Origin of the sequence: Streptomyces sp. NPDC004266, from assembly GCF_042874095.1 — a bacterium.
In the GTDB taxonomy this organism is placed as follows: domain Bacteria; phylum Actinomycetota; class Actinomycetes; order Streptomycetales; family Streptomycetaceae; genus Streptomyces.
The window spans coordinates 725,096-741,705 of the sequence record NZ_JBIAMM010000001.1; the positions used below are offsets into that span (position 1 = coordinate 725,096).

Consider the following 16,610-nt stretch of genomic DNA (forward strand, 5'->3'; position numbering starts at 1 on the left):
CCGTGTGCGGTTCGGGCGAGTGCCGTGTGCGGCCCGGGCGATCGCCGTCTGCGGCTCGGGCAATCGGCGCCAAAACGGACGTACGTGACAGGGTGGGGCCGTGGATCAATTGGCCCTGCTCTTCCTGCTGCTCCTCGGCGCCCTGCTCACCGTGCCCCTCGGCGAGCGACTCGGGCTGCCCGCGCCGGTCCTGATGACCCTCGTCGGGATCGTGCTGGCCTTCCTGCCCTTCGTGCCGAACGTCGAGATCCCGCCGGAGTTCATCCTCCCGCTGGTGCTGCCGCCCCTGCTGTACGCCTCCGTGCAGCGGACCTCCTGGCGGCAGTTCGCGGCCAACAGGCGGCCCATCTTCCTGCTCGCGGTGGCCCTGGTCTTCGTCACCACCGCCGCCGTCGGCGCGGTCGCGCACTCGCTCGTCCCCGGCCTCCCGCTGGCCGCCGCCCTCGCGCTCGGCGCCCTCGTCGCCCCGCCGGACCCGGTCGCCGCGACCGCCGTGGCCGGCTCGCTGGGGCTGCCCCGCCGGCTGGTGTCGATCCTGGAGGGCGAGGGGCTCTTCAACGACGTCACCGCGATCGTCCTCTACCACGTGGCGATCGCCGCCGTCGTCAGCGGCTCCTTCTCCTGGCCCCACGCCCTCGGCCAGTTCGCGCTCTCCGCCGTGGTCGCCGTGGCCGTCGGTCTGGCGCTCGGCTGGCTCGCCAACAAGCTCATCGGACTCCTCGGCGACGCCACCCTGCAGACCGGCCTCACCCTCCTCGTCCCCTTCGTGAGCTACGTCGTCGCCGAGGAGCTGCACGGCTCCGGAGTCCTCGCCGTCCTGCTCACCGCGCTCTTCCTGGCCGAGCACGCGGCCGACGCCGACGACGTCATGGGACGGCTCGCCGGACAGACCTTCTGGCAGATCGTCGACACCCTCGTCACCGGCATCGCCTTCGGCCTCATCGGCCTGGAACTCATCCACGTGTTCGGAGTCGCGAAGGGACACGGCGGGGAGATGCTCGGCTGGGGCGCCGCCGTCGTCGGCGTGGTCGTCGGCGTCCGGCTGCTGTGGCTGCTCCCCGCCACCTGGCTGGCGAAGCGGCTGCACACGCTCCGGGACGTCGACGAGGAGATCCCGATGAGCTGGCGGGAGACCGTCGTCATGTGGTGGGCGGGGATGCGCGGGGTGGCCTCGGTCGCGCTGGCGCTCGCCATCCCGCTCCGCACCGACGACGGCGCGCCCTTCCCCGGCCGCGACGAGATCGTCTTCATCGCCTTCTGCGTGATCATCGCCACTCTCGTCTTCCAGGGCCTCACGCTGCCCTGGCTGGTCAGGCGGCTCGGGGTGCGGGCCGACGCGGACGCCGAGCGCGCCCTGGAGCGCGAGCTCGCGATCCGGGCCGCGAAGGCCGCCAGGCGCAGGCTCAAGGAGATCGAGGAGGTCGAGGAGCTGCCCGAGGAGGTCCAGGAGCGGCTGATGCGCGGGGCGTACGACATCGGGGCGCGGATCAGCCCCGACATGGTGGACGACGAGCGGCGGGCCGCCTTCGTGGAGCGGACGAAGCGGTTCAAGGCGGTGCAGCGGATCCAGCGGGAGCTGATGTCGGCCGCCCGGCACGAGATCCTCGCGGCACGCAGCGAACCCGGCGCCGATCCCGAGGTGGTGGACCGGGTGCTGCGTCACCTGGACGTGCGCAGCATGCGCTGAGGGCCGGGGCGGGGTCCGCCGGGCAGGGCCTGGGCCGGGTCCGCCGGGCAGGGCCGGGGCCTGTCGGCGCCGGGTGGCAGGATGGGACGCATGGACATCATGCTCTTCCACTCGGCCTATGGCCTGACCCCTTCCGTCGAGGCGGCCGCCGAGCGGCTCCGGGCCGCCGGCCACCGGGTCTGGACGCCGGACCTCTACGACGGCCGGACGGTCGGCACCGTCGAGGAGGGCGTGAAGCTCCGGGACGAGATCGGCAAGGACGAGCTGCTGAAGCGCGCGGTCCTGGCCGCCGCCCCCTACTCGGAGCGGGGCCTGGTCTACATGGGCCTCTCCCTCGGCGCCTCGATCGCGCAGACCCTGGCGCTCGGGGACGAGAAGGCGCGCGGGCTGCTGCTGTTCCACGGCACCTCGGACCTCGCGGAGTCCGCCTCGGTGGACGAGCTGCCGGTCCAGCTGCACGTGGCCGAGCCCGACCCCTTCGAGACGGACGACTGGCTGTCCTCCTGGTACCTCCAGATGCGCAGGGCGGGGGCGGAGGTGGAGGTCCACCGCTACCGGGGGGCGGGGCACATCTACACGGACCCGGAGCTGCCCGACTGGGACGAGGAGGCGGCGGAGCGGACCTGGGCGGTGGCGCTCGCCTTCCTCGACGAGCTGTAGGACGGCGGGAAAAGGGGTGTGGCCCCGGGGAGTTCCCCGGGGCCACACTCATGCTCTGCGGACGGACCGTCAGGCGCGGTACGCGACCCACGAGTCGTTCATGCGGGTCACCTGGCCCGAGGTGAACTGGTACATGCAGGAGTCGTACGTGTAGTCCATGAAGTTGTGGATCGGGTCCACACCGGCCTTCGAGGTGCAGGAGTCACGGCCGGTCGGGCACTCGTACGCGGGGCTCTTCTCGGCCGGGGTGTCGGCGACGTAGTCGCCGTTGCCCGTGCAGCCGCCCTGGAAGGTGTGGTATAGGCCCATCCAGTGGCCGACCTCGTGGGTGGCGGTGTCGCCCTCGTTGTAGTTGGCCGCGGAGCCGCCGGGGAGAGAGGTGTCGAGGATGACGACGCCGTCCATCTTCGGCTGGGACGTGTAGGAGCTGGGGAAGGTCGCCCAGCCGAGCAGTCCGCCGCCGAGGTTGGCGGTGTAGATGTTCAGGGCGTTGGCGCCGCCCTTGCGCAGGGTGTTCTTCATGTCCTTCTCGGCCTGGGAGCCGGAGGACAGGTTGTACCAGGTGGCGTTGTCCGTGTAGTCGGTCGCGGCCAGCGAGAACTGGAAGCCCGTGTTCACGTTGCCGGTGCCCTGGCCCGCGTAGGCGGCGTTGAGGACGGCCATCTGGTTGCTGACGGCGGTGGCGGAGAGCTTGCCCGTCGTGCCGCTGTGGATCACGTGGAAGTAGACGGGGATGGTCGCGCCGGCGGCGGCGGTGGCGGCGCTGAGGCGGCCGGCGTTCCGGGCGGAGGCGACCTTCTTCTTCAGGTCGTCGTCCATGGCCTTGGCCTGGGCGGCGGTGACGTCGTTGGGCTCGGCCTTGGTGGCGTCGCCCTTCGCCTTGCGGGCGCCGGAGAGGGCGGTGGTGCCGTCCGCGCACTTCTCGGCCGAAGCCAGCGTGGTGGTCGACGGGGTGGCCGCCGGGGCGGACAGCGGGGCCAGGGCCAGGGTTCCGGCCATGACGGCGGTGCCGATCATACGACGCGACATACGGGGTGATATGCGGACGAGAGCACGCACGGTGACTCCTTGCGGGGGGTTGTGGAGAGGGACTTCCTCGCCACCGCCCGGAGATTACGCGTCCATGTCATATGTCGTTGAGCATGGATCAGGCCCAATCATTCATGGGGCAATTCGGGTCATCGGGAAGAAAAACTTGCGTCGCTTCCAGGGTTTGAGACGTGGGCGTAACGAAGGAAACGGCAGAGGCGGGTGGTGTGTCCGGATTCGATCTCCGGAACCCACCACCCGCCGTAGTGATGTGATCTCCCGTTAACACAAGAGATCATGGCTGAAAATCGCCGTTCAGGCGGCGGTCACAGCACCGGCTGGTACACCCGCTCGACACGCTGCGTTCCGCTCAGCGTGCGGTACGAGCGCGCCCAGGCCGCCGTCGCGGCCGGGTCCCTCTTGTCGGAGACCGTGTAGTAGTCCATCTGCGAGCGCGCGGCGGTCACGTCGAGCACGCCGTACCCGTGGTGGTCCATGTCCACCCACTTCACATGGCGGTTGGCGGCCTTCACGGCCCCCGCGGCCACCACCGAGAGGGTGCCCGGGGCCACGTGCAGCAGGTCGTCCAGGTTGTCCGAGGTCACCGAGGTGACCACGAACTCGGTCGCCGCCGACTCCGAGAGCGGGTACGTCGCGGCCTTCACCGGCACGTCGTTGGCCCAGGCCATGTGGATGTCACCGGTCAGGAAGACCGTGTTCCGGATCGCCCGCGCGGTCAGGTGCGCGAGCAGCTCCTTGCGGTCGTCGGTGTAGCCGTCCCACTGGTCGACGTTGACCGCGAGCCCCTCCTTCGGCAGGCCGAGAAGCCCCGCGAGCGGCTCCAGGAGGTACGCGGGCAGCGAGCCGAAGGCGACCGGCGAGATCATCACCGAGGTGCCGACCAGCTGCCAGGCCGCGTCCGAGCCGGCGAGGCCGGCCTTGAGCCAGTCCAGCTGCGCGCGGCCGGTGATGCTCCGCTCCGGGTCGTCGACCGTGCCGCTGCCCGTCTTCGCCGACGCGGAGCGGAACGACCGCAGGTCGAGCAGATGCAGATCGGCCAGCCTGCCGAAGCGCAGGCGGCGGAAGACCGTGCCCTCCGTGGAGGCGCGGACCGGCATCCACTCGAAGTAGGCCTGCTTCGCGGCGGCCACCCGGGCCGCCCACTCGCCCTCGGCGCCCGGGGTGTGGTTCTCGGCCCCGCCCGACCAGGCGTCGTTGGCGAACTCGTGGTCGTCCCAGATCGCGATCACCGGGTGCGCCGCGTGCAGCGCCTGGAGGTCGGCGTCCGTCTTGTACTTCCCGTGCCGGGTGCGGTAGTCGGCGAGCGAGACGATCTCGTGGCGCGGCTCGTGCTGCCGGACGACGTACTTCGCCTCGGGGTAGGCGCCGGTGGCGTACTCGTACAGGTAGTCGCCGAGGTGGAGGACCGCGTCCAGGTCGGCGCGGGCCGCGAGATGGCGGTACGCGGAGAAGTGGCCGGACTCCCAGTTGGCGCAGGAGACCACGCCGAAGCGGACCCCGGGCGCGTCGGCGTCGGCGGCGGGCGCGGTGCGGGTGCGGGCGGCCGGGGAGACGACGGTGCCCACGGTGAAGCGGAACCAGTAGGCGGTGGCCGGGCGCAGGCCCCGGACGTCGGCCTTCACCGTGTGGTCCGAGGCGGCGCTCGCCGTGGTGGTGCCGGAGGCGACGACCCGGGCGAAGGCGCGGTCCTCGGCGAGCTCCCAGCCGACCTGGACGTCGGGGCCGAGGCCGGATCCGGGCACGGCCTCGGGGACGGGGGTGACGCGCGTCCAGAGCAGGACGCCGTCGGGCAGCGGGTCGCCGGAGGCGACGCCGTGGAGGAAGGCGGGCGCCCCGGTGTCCGCGAGCGCCGGGGAGGCCGCGCCGAGCAGGACGGGCGTGGCGACGGCGGTGACGGCGGCGGCCTTGACGACGGCGCGCCGCGTGGGGGCGGGTGATATGAAACGACTGGTCACGGGCAGTCAGATTACTGACGGGTACGCCCGAGGGGCAGGCGAATTCCGGAAGTTCGCCCACTGGTCGCCCGGAGGACGCCGGAGTCCCGTGCCGCCCGGCTCCCGGGCCTGCCGGGTCCCGCGCGGACGCCTCGGCCCCGGACCCTGAGGTCCGGGGCCATGGCGGGGCGTGCGGCGTCAGGCCTTGAGGGCCGCGCCGATCGCCGTGTCGAACTCGGCCACCGTCATCGGCGGGTTGTCCGTGCCCTGGACCGTGACGGGCTTGCCGTCCATCTTCAGCGTCGGGGTGCCCTGCACCCCGCTGGCGTCGAAGGCCTTCGACATCTTCATCGCCCACGCGTCGAAGGTGCCGTCCTCGACGTTCTTCCTGAACTCGGCGTTGCCCTTGAGCGCCGGGACCGAGTCCGCCACCTCCAGGAGGTAGGAGTCCTTGGCGAACTTGTCGTCCTTCTCCTCCGGGTGGAACTTCGTCGAGTACAGGGCGGACTTGTACTTCAGGAAGGCCTCGGGGCTGACGTCCAGCGCGGCGCCCAGCGCCGAGAGGGCGTTCTTCGAGCCCTCGCCCGGGATGCCGTTGTCGATGAAGGTGGCGCCGACGTACCGGATCTTGTACTTGCCGGCCGCGACGTCCTTCTCGACCGTGGAGCCCACGGACTGCTCGAAGGTCGCGCAGACCGGGCAGCGCGAGTCCTCGTACAGCTCCAGGGTCTTCTTCGCGGAGGCCTTGCCGATGACGACGGTCGTGCCGTTCGGGCCCGTGGTGTTCTTCGGGGCCGTCACGGTCTTCGCGTCGGCCGCCGACTCCCAGTGGGAGGGCTGGTTCGACCGGACCACCGCGTAGCCGATGCCGCCGGCGGCGGCCAGGACGGCCACGGCCGAGACGCCGACGACGAGCTGCCGGCGCGCGCGGTCCTTCTTCGCCTGGCGCTCGCGCTCCTCGCGCAGTCGCTCGCGGGCGGCGGCCTTGTTGGCGTGGCTGTTGCGTGCACTCATGATCGTGATCTCCGTGAGAGGTGGGGAAAGGCAGGGGGCGCGTCGGGGCCCGCTCAGACGAGAGCGAGCACCCGACGCGGCGGCCCCCGCCGCCCCACGGAGTGCACGAGGAGCCGGGCGCGGGAGGACCGGGGCCGCTCGACGGGCCGCACGGCCCGCCGCGGCGCCGGACCGGAGGCCCGGAAGAAGGCCGCCACGAGCAGCAGCGGCCGGAACGCGAAGGCCTCCACCGCGCGGAGCAGCCGGGCGAGCGCCCGCTCGCCGCCGCGCAGCCAGCAGGCAGCCGAGAGCCCCACGCCCACGTGCGCCAGGAGGAGCAGCCAGGGCAGCGCCGGGTCGGGGGAGTCGACCAGGGCGGCCGCGCCCCCGCTCTCCGGGGCCACCACGCCGGGCAGCGGCGTGCCGACGGCGCCGCCGCAGAACACCTCCACGCCCACCGAGCGCAGCGAACCGGCCACCGGGCCGCCGGCGGGGCCGTAACAGACCGCCTGACCGCTGGTGAAGAGGGTGTCGGCGGCCAGCTCCAGCGGCACGAGGAGCCCGGCGATCGGGCCGAGGCCGCGCTCGCGGCCGGCCAGGGCGTACGCCACGGCGAAGACGCCGACCGCGACCGGGAGGACGGTCGCGAGCGGCAGCGGCACGCGGGAGAGCAGCACGTGGGACGCCACGGACAGCGTCACGACCAGTGCCGTGAAGAACGCCGCCCGCAGCGCCCTCAGCTGCGTCCCTGCCATGTCCATCGTCGTGGAGTGTCCCATGTGGGCCCGTAAGGGGTCCTTAAACAGAACCTGTGGGCGATCGCACCGGCCCCTACAGCCCCGGGATCCGGCCGTTGCGGAAGAGGTCCACGAAGATCTGGTGGTCCGCCCGCGCCCGCGCTCCGTAGGTGTGCGCGAAGTCGACCAGGAGCTCGGCGAAGCCCTCCTCGTCGGCGGCGATCGCCGCGTCGATGGCCCGCTCCGTCGAGAAGGGGACCAGGGAGTGGCCGCTGGAGTCGTCCGCCGCCGCGTGCATCGTGGCCGTCGCCCGGCCCAGGTCGGCGACGGTGGCCGCGATGTCCTGCGGGTCGTCGATGTCCGACCAGTCCAGGTCCACCGCGTACGGCGACACCTCGGCGACCAGCTGACCGGCCCCGTCCAGCTCCGTCCAGCCCAGCCACGGGTCGGCGTGCGCCTGGAGCGCCCGCTGCGAGATCACCGTGCGGTGCCCCTCGTGGTGGAAGTACCCGCGCACCGCCTCGTCCGTGACGTGCCGCGAGACCGCGGGGGTCTGCGCCTGCTTCAGGTAGATCACGACGTCGTTCTCCAGGGCGTCGCTGTTGCCCTCCAGGAGGATGTTGTACGAGGGGAGGCCGGCCGAGCCGATGCCGATCCCGCGCCGCCCGACGACGTCCTTCACCCGGTACGAGTCGGGGCGGGCGAGGGAGGACTCCGGCAGGGTCTCCAGGTAGCCGTCGAAGGCGGCGAGGACCTTGTACCGGCTCGCCGCGTCCAGCTCGATCGCGCCGCCGCCCGCCGCGAAGCGCCGCTCGAAGTCGCGGATCTCGGTCATGGAGTCGAGCAGCCCGAAGCGGGTCAGCGCCCTGGCCTGGCGCAGGGCGCCGAGCAGTGCCCCGTCGGCGGTCTCCAGGGTGAAGGAGGGGACCTCGTCGCCCTTGGCGCCGGTCGCGAGGGCGTGGATCCGCTCGCGGTAGGCCGCGGCGTAGATCCGGACCAGGTGGGTGATCTGCTCGTCGCTGAGCGCCTTGGCGTAGCCGATCAGGGCGAGCGAGGCCGCGAGCCGCTTCAGGTCCCAGGTGAAGGGGCCGACGTACGCCTCGTCGAAGTCGTTGACGTTGAAGACGAGGCGGCCGTTGGCGTCCATGTAGGTGCCGAAGTTCTCGGCGTGGAGATCGCCGTGGATCCAGACCCGGCCGGTCTGCTCGTCCAGGTACGGGCCGCCGCCGTGGGCCTCCCGCTCCAGGTCCGCGTAGAACAGGCACGCGGTGCCGCGGTAGAAGGCGAAGGCGGAACCGGCCATCTTCCGGAACTTGACGCGGAAGGCCGCGGGATCGGCGGCGAGGAGCTCGCCGAAGGCGGTGTCGAAGACGGCGAGGATGTGCTCACCGCGCTCGGCTGCGGTGGGCTGCGGGACCGACATCGAGGGTGCCTCCTGGTGCAGGATTGCTGATGACAAATGGGACAGGTGTTCCCGGTCTCCCAACGCGTGACCGTACCCCCGAGTGCCCGCCCGGCGCCCGGCCGCCACCCCTCGTCGAGGGGCTTGGCCCCGCAGTGTTGCACTCCGGACTGTCGGTCGGCCGACGTAGACTTCCACGCTGTCCCCCCAGGAATTCACCGGAGGCCTCCCACCGTGACCAAGCCGCCCTTCACGCACCTCCACGTCCACACCCAGTACTCGCTGCTGGACGGTGCCGCGCGGCTGAAGGACATGTTCAACGCGTGCAACGAGATGGGCATGACCCACATCGCCATGTCCGACCACGGCAACCTGCACGGGGCGTACGACTTCTTCCACTCGGCGAAGAAGGCCGGGGTCACGCCGATCATCGGCATCGAGGCGTACGTCGCCCCGGAGTCCCGGCGCAACAAGCGGAAGATCCAGTGGGGCCAGCCGCACCAGAAGAAGGACGACGTCTCCGGCTCCGGCGGTTACACCCACAAGACCATCTGGGCGGCGAACGCCACCGGCCTGCACAACCTCTTCAAGCTCTCCTCCGACGCCTACGCCGAGGGCTGGCTGCAGAAGTGGCCCCGGATGGACAAGGAGACCATCTCCCAGTGGTCCGAGGGCCTGATCGCCTCCACCGGCTGCCCCTCCGGCGAGCTCCAGACCCGACTGCGCCTCGGCCAGTTCGACGAGGCCCTGAAGTCCGCCTCCGAGTACCAGGACATCTTCGGCAAGGACCGCTACTTCCTGGAGCTGATGGACCACGGCATCGAGATCGAGCGCCGGGTCCGCGACGGGCTCCTGGAGATCGGCAAGAAGCTCGGCATCCCGCCGCTGGTCACGAACGACTCGCACTACACGTACGCGCACGAGGCCGGCGCGCACGACGCCCTGCTCTGCATCCAGACCGGCAAGAACCTCTCGGACCCGGACCGCTTCAAGTTCGACGGCACCGGCTACTACCTGAAGTCCACGGACGAGATGTACGCCATCGACTCCTCGGACGCCTGGCAGGAGGGCTGCGCGAACACCCTGCTCGTCGCGGAGCAGGTCGACACCACCGGCATGTTCGAGGCCAAGAACCTCATGCCGAGGTTCGACATCCCCGAGGGCTACACCGAGGTCACCTGGTTCCGCGAGGAGACCATGCGGGGCATGCACCGCCGCTTCCCGAACGGGATCCCGGAGGACCGCATGAAGCAGGTCGAGTACGAGATGGACACCATCATCTCGATGGGCTTCCCCGGCTACTTCCTCGTCGTCGCCGACTTCATCATGTGGGCGAAGAAGCAGGGCATCGCCGTCGGCCCCGGCCGAGGCTCCGCGGCCGGTTCGATCGTCGCGTACGCCATGGGCATCACCGACCTCGACCCGATCCCGCACGGCCTGATCTTCGAGCGCTTCCTCAACCCCGAGCGCATCTCGATGCCCGATGTCGACATCGACTTCGACGAGCGTCGGCGCGTCGAGGTGATCCGGTACGTGACGGAGAAGTACGGCTCCGACAAGGTCGCCATGATCGGCACGTACGGAAAGATCAAGGCGAAGAACGCCATCAAGGACTCCGCGCGCGTCCTCGGCTACCCGTACGCCATGGGCGACCGGCTCACCAAGGCCATGCCCGCCGACGTCCTCGGCAAGGGCATCGACCTCAACGGCATCACCGACCCCTCGCACCCGCGCTACAGCGAGGCCGGCGAGATCCGCGCGATGTACGAGAACGAGCCGGACGTCAAGAAGGTCATCGACACCGCCCGGGGCGTCGAGGGCCTGGTCCGCCAGATGGGCGTGCACGCCGCCGGCGTGATCATGTCCAGCGAGCCGATCGTCGACCACGCCCCGATCTGGGTGCGGCACACCGACGGCGTCACCATCACGCAGTGGGACTACCCGCAGTGCGAGTCGCTCGGCCTGCTGAAGATGGACTTCCTCGGCCTGCGCAACCTCACGATCATGGACGACGCCGTCAAGATGGTGAAGTCCAACAAGGGGATCGACATCGATCTCCTGGCGCTGCCGCTCGACGACCAGAAGACCTTCGAACTGCTCCAGCGCGGCGACACCCTCGGTGTCTTCCAGTTCGACGGCGGCCCCATGCGCTCCCTGCTCCGGCTGATGAAGCCGGACAACTTCGAAGACATCTCCGCCGTGTCCGCGCTCTACCGCCCGGGCCCGATGGGCATGAACTCGCACACGAACTACGCGCTGCGCAAGAACGGCCAGCAGGAGATCACCCCGATCCACCCCGAGCTGGAGAAGCCGCTCGAAGAGGTGCTCGCGGTCACCTACGGCCTCATCGTGTACCAGGAGCAGGTGCAGAAGGCCGCCCAGATCATCGCCGGCTACTCGCTCGGCGAGGCCGACATCCTCCGCCGCGTCATGGGCAAGAAGAAGCCCGAGGAGCTGGCGAAGAACTTCACCATCTTCCAGGCCGGCGCCAAGAAGAACGGCTACAGCGACGAGGCCATCCAGGCCCTCTGGGACGTCCTGGTCCCCTTCGCCGGCTACGCCTTCAACAAGGCGCACTCCGCCGCGTACGGCCTGGTCTCCTACTGGACCGCCTACCTCAAGGCGAACCACCCCGCCGAGTACATGGCGGGACTACTCACCTCGGTCAAGGACGACAAGGACAAGTCCGCGGTCTACCTCAACGAGTGCCGCCGCATGGGCATCAAGGTCCTGCCGCCCAACGTGAACGAGTCCGAGTCGAACTTCGCCGCCCAGGGCGACGACGTGATCCTCTTCGGCCTCTCCGCCATCCGGAACGTCGGCACCAACGTCGTCGAGTCGATCATCAAGACGCGCAAGGCCAAGGGGAAGTACTCCTCCTTCCCCGACTTCCTCGACAAGGTCGAGGCCGTCGTCTGCAACAAGCGGACGGTCGAGTCGCTGATCAAGGCCGGCGCCTTCGACGAGATGGGCCACACCCGCAAGGGCCTGGTCGCCCACCACGAACCCATGATCGACAACGTGGTGGCGGTCAAGCGCAAGGAGGCCGAGGGACAGTTCGACCTCTTCGGCGGGATGGGCGAGGAGGCGAGCGACGAGCCCGGCTTCGGCCTCGACGTCGAGTTCTCCGACGTCGAGTGGGAGAAGTCGTACCTGCTCGCCCAGGAGCGCGAGATGCTCGGCCTGTACGTCTCCGACCACCCGCTCTTCGGCATCGAGCACGTCCTGTCCGACAAGACGGACGCGGCGATCTCCCAGCTGACCGGAGGCGAGCACGGCGACGGGGCGGTCGTCACCATCGGCGGCATCATCTCCGGCCTCCAGCGCAAGATGACCAAGCAGGGCAACGCCTGGGCGATCGCCACCGTCGAGGACCTGGCCGGCTCCATCGAGTGCATGTTCTTCCCGGCCACCTACCAGCTGGTCTCCACCCAGCTCGTCGAGGACACGGTCGTCTTCGTGAAGGGACGGCTCGACAAGCGCGAGGACGTGCCCCGGCTCGTCGCCATGGAGCTGATGGTCCCCGACCTGTCGAACGCCGGGACCAACGCCCCGGTGGTCCTCACCATCCCGACGGTGAAGGTGACCCCGCCGATGGTCAGCAGGCTCGGCGAGATCCTCAAGCACCACAAGGGCAACACCGAGGTGCGGATCAAGCTCCAGGGCCCCCGGAAGACGACGGTCCTCCGGCTCGACCGGCACCGGGTGCAGCCCGACCCGGCGCTCTTCGGAGACCTGAAGGTGCTGCTCGGCCCGTCCTGCCTGGCCGGCTGAGTCCACCCCGCACACGCGCAAGGGGCGCGCCCGTCGTCACGGGCGCGCCCCTTTGCCGTCGGACCGCGTCAGTTGTGCCCGAAGCGCTTCTGACGACCCTTGCGGGCCATGTCGCCGGGGGTGACCTGGCTCGCGCGCTGCTCGGCCTGCGATTCCATCGCGGACTGCTGCGCCTGCTGCGTGCCGCGCTCGGCGGGGGACTGCTGCTTCTGACCGCGGTTCTGGTTGCGGTTCTTGGCCATGGGGATGCCTCCTCAAAGGGTCCTAGGGGCCAGGGCCGCTGTCAGACTCACATACGGCACGAAGCGCCGCATGTTGGATCATTACGGACCGTGAGGGGCCGCCGGGGCGTGACATCCGCCACGCCGATGATCCAGTTCCGACGGTCAAGCCCCCGGCGGTCGGGCAGACTCGAAGGAAACCCGAAGCACCTTCCGATCCCGATTCCGATCCCGAGCCGACCCCGAGGCTCACGAAAGAGGGTGGAACACGTGGACCGCTGCGTCGTCCTGGTGGACGCCGGCTATCTGCTGGGCGCCGCCGCCAGTCTCCTCGCCGGGGAACCGGCCCGTTCCAGGATCACCGTCGACCACGCCGGCCTGATCCAGCAGCTGCGGCAGCGCGCCGAGGCCGAGACCGCGCTGCCCCTCCTGCGGATCTACTGGTTCGACGGCGCGCCCGACCGGGTGCCCCAGCCCGAGCACCGCAGACTGCGCGTGATGCCCCGCGTCACCGTCCGGCTCGGTGCTCTGACCAGGAGCGACGGGCGCTGGGCGCAGAAGGGCGTCGACGCGGCCATGCACACCGAGCTGACCGAGCTCGCCAGGAACAGGGCCTGCTCCGACATCGTGCTCGTCACCGGCGACGGCGATCTGCTGCCCGGCCTCATGTCGGCCAAGGAGCACGGCGTCGCCGTCCACCTGTGGGCCGTCCAGGCCGCCGACGGCGACTACAACCAGTCCGAGGACCTCGTCGCCGAGGCCGACGAGCGGCGCGTCCTCGACCGGGCCTGGATCACCCGCGCCGTCCGCGCCAAGGACCTCACCGGCCTCTGCGCGCCGCCGCCCGCCCCGCGCCCGGAGATCGCCGCCATCCTCTCCGCGCCGCTGCCCGAGGCGACCCTCGCGGCCTCCGCCGAACGGGCCGCCTCGGGCAACGGCGCGGCCGTACGGGACGGCGCTCCGGCCTCCGCCGGCGCGCGCGGCGACGGCGGCCACGAGCACCCCCGCACCGACGGCCACGTCCGCGACGACGGGCACGCCCACGGCGCGGGCGTGCCCTCCCCGGTGAACGGCAAGGGAGTCCCCACCCCCAAGGACCTCGCGGGACTGCGCGGCCCCGGCGCCCCGGTGCCGCAGGGCGCGAGCGCGCTCCGCTGGTCCTCCGACCGGGGCTGGATCGAGCGCCCCGCCCCCTCCTTCGGCGAGCCGGCCGAGACCGCCACCCTGCCCACCCTCGCCACGCTCACCAGCGCGGAGCAGCGCTGGGCCGACCGCGAGGAGGACATCACCACCGTCGGCGGCGACCCCTTCGAGGTCGGACAGGTGTTCGCCCGCCGATGGATGGAGCGGCTCCCCGAGCAGAGCCACGTCCAGAAGCTCTCCGCCCTCTACCCCCGCATCCCGCACCGCATCGACGGCGAACTCCTCCGCTACGCCGCCCGATTCGGACTTCTCGCCCACAAGGACGACCAGATCGACGAGCACGACCGCTACGCCATCCGGGCCGGGTTCTGGCGGGAGATCGACGTCCGGGCCGCCGCCGAACCCGCCCCCGCGCCCGGAGCGGGCCCGGCGACCCCGTAGGCTCTTCCCCCGTGAGTACGGTGTGCGTGGTGCGGGATCTGGTCAAGACGTACCCCGCCACGCGCGGCAGGCGCGGCGCGCCCGCGACCCCCGAGGTGCGGGCCACCGACGGGATCAGCCTCGACGTGCGCGGCGGCGAGATCTTCGGCCTGCTCGGCCCCAACGGCGCCGGCAAGACCACCCTCGTCCGCCAGCTCACCGGACTCATGCGCCCCGACTCCGGCACCGTCGAACTGCTCGGCCACGACCTCGTGCGCCACCCCGAGCGGGCGGCCCGGCTCCTCGCCCACCTCGGCCAGGAGTCCACCGCCCTCGACGAGCTGACCGTCTCCCTCGCCGCCGAGACCACCGGACGCCTGCGCGGCCTCACCGCCCACGACGCCCGCGCCGAGCGCGACGCCGTCCTGGACGAGCTCGGGCTCGGCGAGATCGCCGGCCGCCCCCTCAAGAAGCTCTCCGGCGGACAGCGGCGGCTCGCCTGCTTCGCCGCCGCGCTCGTCGGCCACCGCCCGGTGCTCGTCCTCGACGAACCCACCACGGGCATGGACCCCGTCGCCCGGCGCGCCGTCTGGGCCGCCGTCGACCGGCGCCGCGCCGAGCACGGCGCCACCGTCCTGCTCGTCACCCACAACGTCATCGAGGCCGAGACCGTCCTCGACCGGGTCGCCGTCATCGACCGCGGCCGGGTCATCGCCTGCGACACCCCCGCCGGCCTCAAGGAACGCGTCGCCGGCGAGGTCCGCGTCGAACTGGTGTGGCGCGACACGCCGCCGCTCCACCTGCCCGAGGTCGCCGCCCTGCGCGAACGCGCCCAGGAGACCGGACGCCGCTGGCACCTCCGGCTCGCCCCCGACGCCGCCCGCGCGGCCGTCGCCACCGTCACCGGCGGGGCCGCGTTCGCCGCGCTCGACGACTTCACCCTGGCCACGCCCAGCCTGGAGGACGTGTACCTCGCGCTGGGCGGCGCGACCGAGGGGCTGGTGAAGGCGTGACCCGCCACGAACCGCCCGTGACCGTCAGGAGCTGTACGCAGTGAGCACCGTGCCCGCCGAGGTCCTGCCGACCGGCGCGCTCCCCGCCACGGACCGGGACGCGCGGAACGCCGCCGCGCCCCTCGCCCCGCGCGCCCGGCTCCTCCCGGCCCTGGCCGCCGTCTACCGGGCGCAGCTCTCCCGCGCCCGCGTCGCCCGCATCCCGCTGCTCTTCGTCGCCACCTTCCAGTCGATCGGGATCATGGTCCTGATGCGCGGGGTCGTCGACGGCGGCTCCGAGGCGCGCGCCGTCGTGGCCGGCTCCACCGTCCTCGTCGTCGCCTTCGTCGCGCTCAACCTGCTCGCCCAGTACTTCGGGCAGCTGCGGGCCGGCGGCGGCCTCGACCACTACGCCACCCTGCCCGTGCCGCCCGCCGCCGTCGTGCTCGGCGCGGCCGGGGCGTACGCCTCCTTCACCGTGCCCGGAACGGTGGTCACCGCCGTCGCCGGCTCCGTCCTCTTCGGGCTGCCCCTCGGCCACCTGTGGATCCTCGGCGCCGTCGTCCCGCTCGCCGGCGCGGCGCTCGCCGGACTCGGCGCGGCCCTCGGCCTCCTCGCCCCCCGCCAGGAGCTGGCCACCCTCCTCGGCCAGCTCGGCATGTCGGCGGCCCTGCTCCTCGGGGTCCTCCCGGCCGAGCGGCTGCCCGGACCGATCGGCTGGGCGCGGGACCTGCTGCCGTCGACGTACGGCGTGGAGGCCCTCGCCCGCACCTTCGACCCGCACCCCGACTGGGCGGCCGTCGCCGTCGACCTCGCCGTCTGCGGGGCGGTCGGCCTCGGCTCGCTCGCCGTCGCCACCTGGGCCTACCGGCGGGCCGCCGTCCGCTGAGGCGGGCCACAGGGACACCTGGCACGATGGCGGGGTGACCGCACCTCTGACTCCGCCTCACCAGCCGCCGAACGACCCCGACCAGCCCCCGCCGCCTCCGCCGCCGTTCGGCCCGGCCGGGGACCCGATCACGGCGGCCGAGGTCGTGCAGGGCGCGGTGGTGACCCTCCTCTCCGCGGTCGCGGGGGTGCTGCTCGGGGTGCTGTGGCTGAACCTGGCCCCGCGCGTCCTGCTCATCTCGGACGGCAAGGGCGTCTACCTCCGGAACTCGGAGGGGGAGCAGGCGATCGGTGCCGACGGGACGTTCGTGCTCCTCGCGCTGGCCTTCGGCGCGGTCGCCGCGCTCGCCGTCTTCCTGCTGCGCCGCAGGGGAGGGGTCCCGCTCGTCCTCGGCCTGGCGCTCGGCGGCGGCCTGGGCTCGCTGATCGCGTGGGGGATCGGAACGCACTTCGGACCCACCGACGACGTGGTCGCCCACGCGAAGGCGGTCGGCCCGAACGTCACCTTCGAGGCGCCCCTCGAACTGAACCTGGGGGCCGCCGCGATGCTGGCCTGGCCGCTCGCCGCGATGATCGTCCACCTGGCGCTCACGGCGGCCTTCGGCCCCCGCGACCCGGAACCGGAGCCCTGGGACCGGCCCAAGGCGTACACGCAGGGCCCCGGCTCGCACTGACGGGCGGCCTGCGGACGGGCCCGGCGCGTACGGGC

13 protein-coding genes are annotated in these 16,610 nt (G+C 71.8%); 7 read left to right on the forward strand and 6 right to left on the reverse strand.

What is annotated here, in order from left to right; translation table 11 throughout:
- Positions 1 to 100: 100 nt before the first annotated feature.
- Positions 101 to 1,687, forward strand: a complete 1,587-nt coding sequence (locus ACFYUZ_RS03240; protein ID WP_389305813.1) for a Na+/H+ antiporter — start codon at positions 101 to 103, stop codon at positions 1,685 to 1,687.
- A 90-nt stretch (positions 1,688 to 1,777) separates the two neighbouring features.
- Positions 1,778 to 2,347: a dienelactone hydrolase family protein gene (locus ACFYUZ_RS03245; RefSeq protein ID WP_389305815.1), complete on the forward strand. Its 570-nt coding sequence runs from the start codon at positions 1,778 to 1,780 to the stop codon at positions 2,345 to 2,347.
- A gap of 69 nt (positions 2,348 to 2,416) precedes the next feature.
- On the opposite strand, the gene ACFYUZ_RS03250 is transcribed toward ACFYUZ_RS03245, so the two are convergent.
- The 5 genes from ACFYUZ_RS03250 to ACFYUZ_RS03270 form a co-directional block, all read right to left on the reverse strand.
- Positions 2,417 to 3,364, reverse strand: coding sequence for a zinc metalloprotease (locus ACFYUZ_RS03250; RefSeq protein ID WP_389305817.1), 948 nt, complete (start codon positions 3,362 to 3,364; stop codon positions 2,417 to 2,419).
- A gap of 338 nt (positions 3,365 to 3,702) precedes the next feature.
- Positions 3,703 to 5,352, reverse strand: coding sequence for an alkaline phosphatase D family protein (locus tag ACFYUZ_RS03255; RefSeq protein WP_389305819.1), 1,650 nt, complete (start codon positions 5,350 to 5,352; stop codon positions 3,703 to 3,705).
- Positions 5,353 to 5,529: 177 nt separating this feature from the next.
- Positions 5,530 to 6,345, reverse strand: coding sequence for a DsbA family protein (locus ACFYUZ_RS03260; RefSeq protein WP_389305820.1), 816 nt, complete (start codon positions 6,343 to 6,345; stop codon positions 5,530 to 5,532).
- Positions 6,346 to 6,398: 53 nt separating this feature from the next.
- Complete coding sequence (locus tag ACFYUZ_RS03265; RefSeq protein WP_389305822.1) at positions 6,399 to 7,085, reverse strand: hypothetical protein; 687 nt, start codon at positions 7,083 to 7,085, stop codon at positions 6,399 to 6,401.
- 70 nt (positions 7,086 to 7,155) lie between these two features.
- A complete protein-coding gene (locus tag ACFYUZ_RS03270; RefSeq protein WP_389305824.1) occupies positions 7,156 to 8,484 on the reverse strand; it encodes a DUF2252 domain-containing protein in 1,329 nt (442 codons plus the stop codon).
- A gap of 213 nt (positions 8,485 to 8,697) precedes the next feature.
- Here ACFYUZ_RS03270 and dnaE point away from each other — a divergent pair, with 213 nt between their 5' ends.
- Positions 8,698 to 12,237: a DNA polymerase III subunit alpha gene (gene dnaE / locus ACFYUZ_RS03275; RefSeq protein WP_389305825.1), complete on the forward strand. Its 3,540-nt coding sequence runs from the start codon at positions 8,698 to 8,700 to the stop codon at positions 12,235 to 12,237.
- A 68-nt stretch (positions 12,238 to 12,305) separates the two neighbouring features.
- On the opposite strand, the gene ACFYUZ_RS03280 is transcribed toward dnaE, so the two are convergent.
- A complete protein-coding gene (locus ACFYUZ_RS03280) occupies positions 12,306 to 12,479 on the reverse strand; it encodes a hypothetical protein (RefSeq protein WP_389305827.1) in 174 nt (57 codons plus the stop codon).
- A 240-nt stretch (positions 12,480 to 12,719) separates the two neighbouring features.
- Between ACFYUZ_RS03280 and ACFYUZ_RS03285 the strand changes: the two genes are divergently transcribed.
- The 4 genes from ACFYUZ_RS03285 to ACFYUZ_RS03300 are packed head-to-tail and all read left to right on the forward strand — an operon-like array spanning position 12,720 to position 16,575.
- Positions 12,720 to 14,042, forward strand: coding sequence for an NYN domain-containing protein (locus ACFYUZ_RS03285; protein WP_389305829.1), 1,323 nt, complete (start codon positions 12,720 to 12,722; stop codon positions 14,040 to 14,042).
- Between the two features lie 20 nt (positions 14,043 to 14,062).
- Complete coding sequence (locus ACFYUZ_RS03290; RefSeq protein ID WP_389306261.1) at positions 14,063 to 15,034, forward strand: ABC transporter ATP-binding protein; 972 nt, start codon at positions 14,063 to 14,065, stop codon at positions 15,032 to 15,034.
- A gap of 40 nt (positions 15,035 to 15,074) precedes the next feature.
- The gene (locus tag ACFYUZ_RS03295; protein ID WP_389305831.1) at positions 15,075 to 15,902 is read left to right on the forward strand and encodes an ABC transporter permease; all 828 of its coding nucleotides are present in this window, start codon (positions 15,075 to 15,077) and stop codon (positions 15,900 to 15,902) included.
- 34 nt (positions 15,903 to 15,936) lie between these two features.
- The gene (locus ACFYUZ_RS03300) at positions 15,937 to 16,575 is read left to right on the forward strand and encodes a DUF2567 domain-containing protein (protein WP_389305833.1); all 639 of its coding nucleotides are present in this window, start codon (positions 15,937 to 15,939) and stop codon (positions 16,573 to 16,575) included.
- Positions 16,576 to 16,610: the final 35 nt, after the last annotated feature.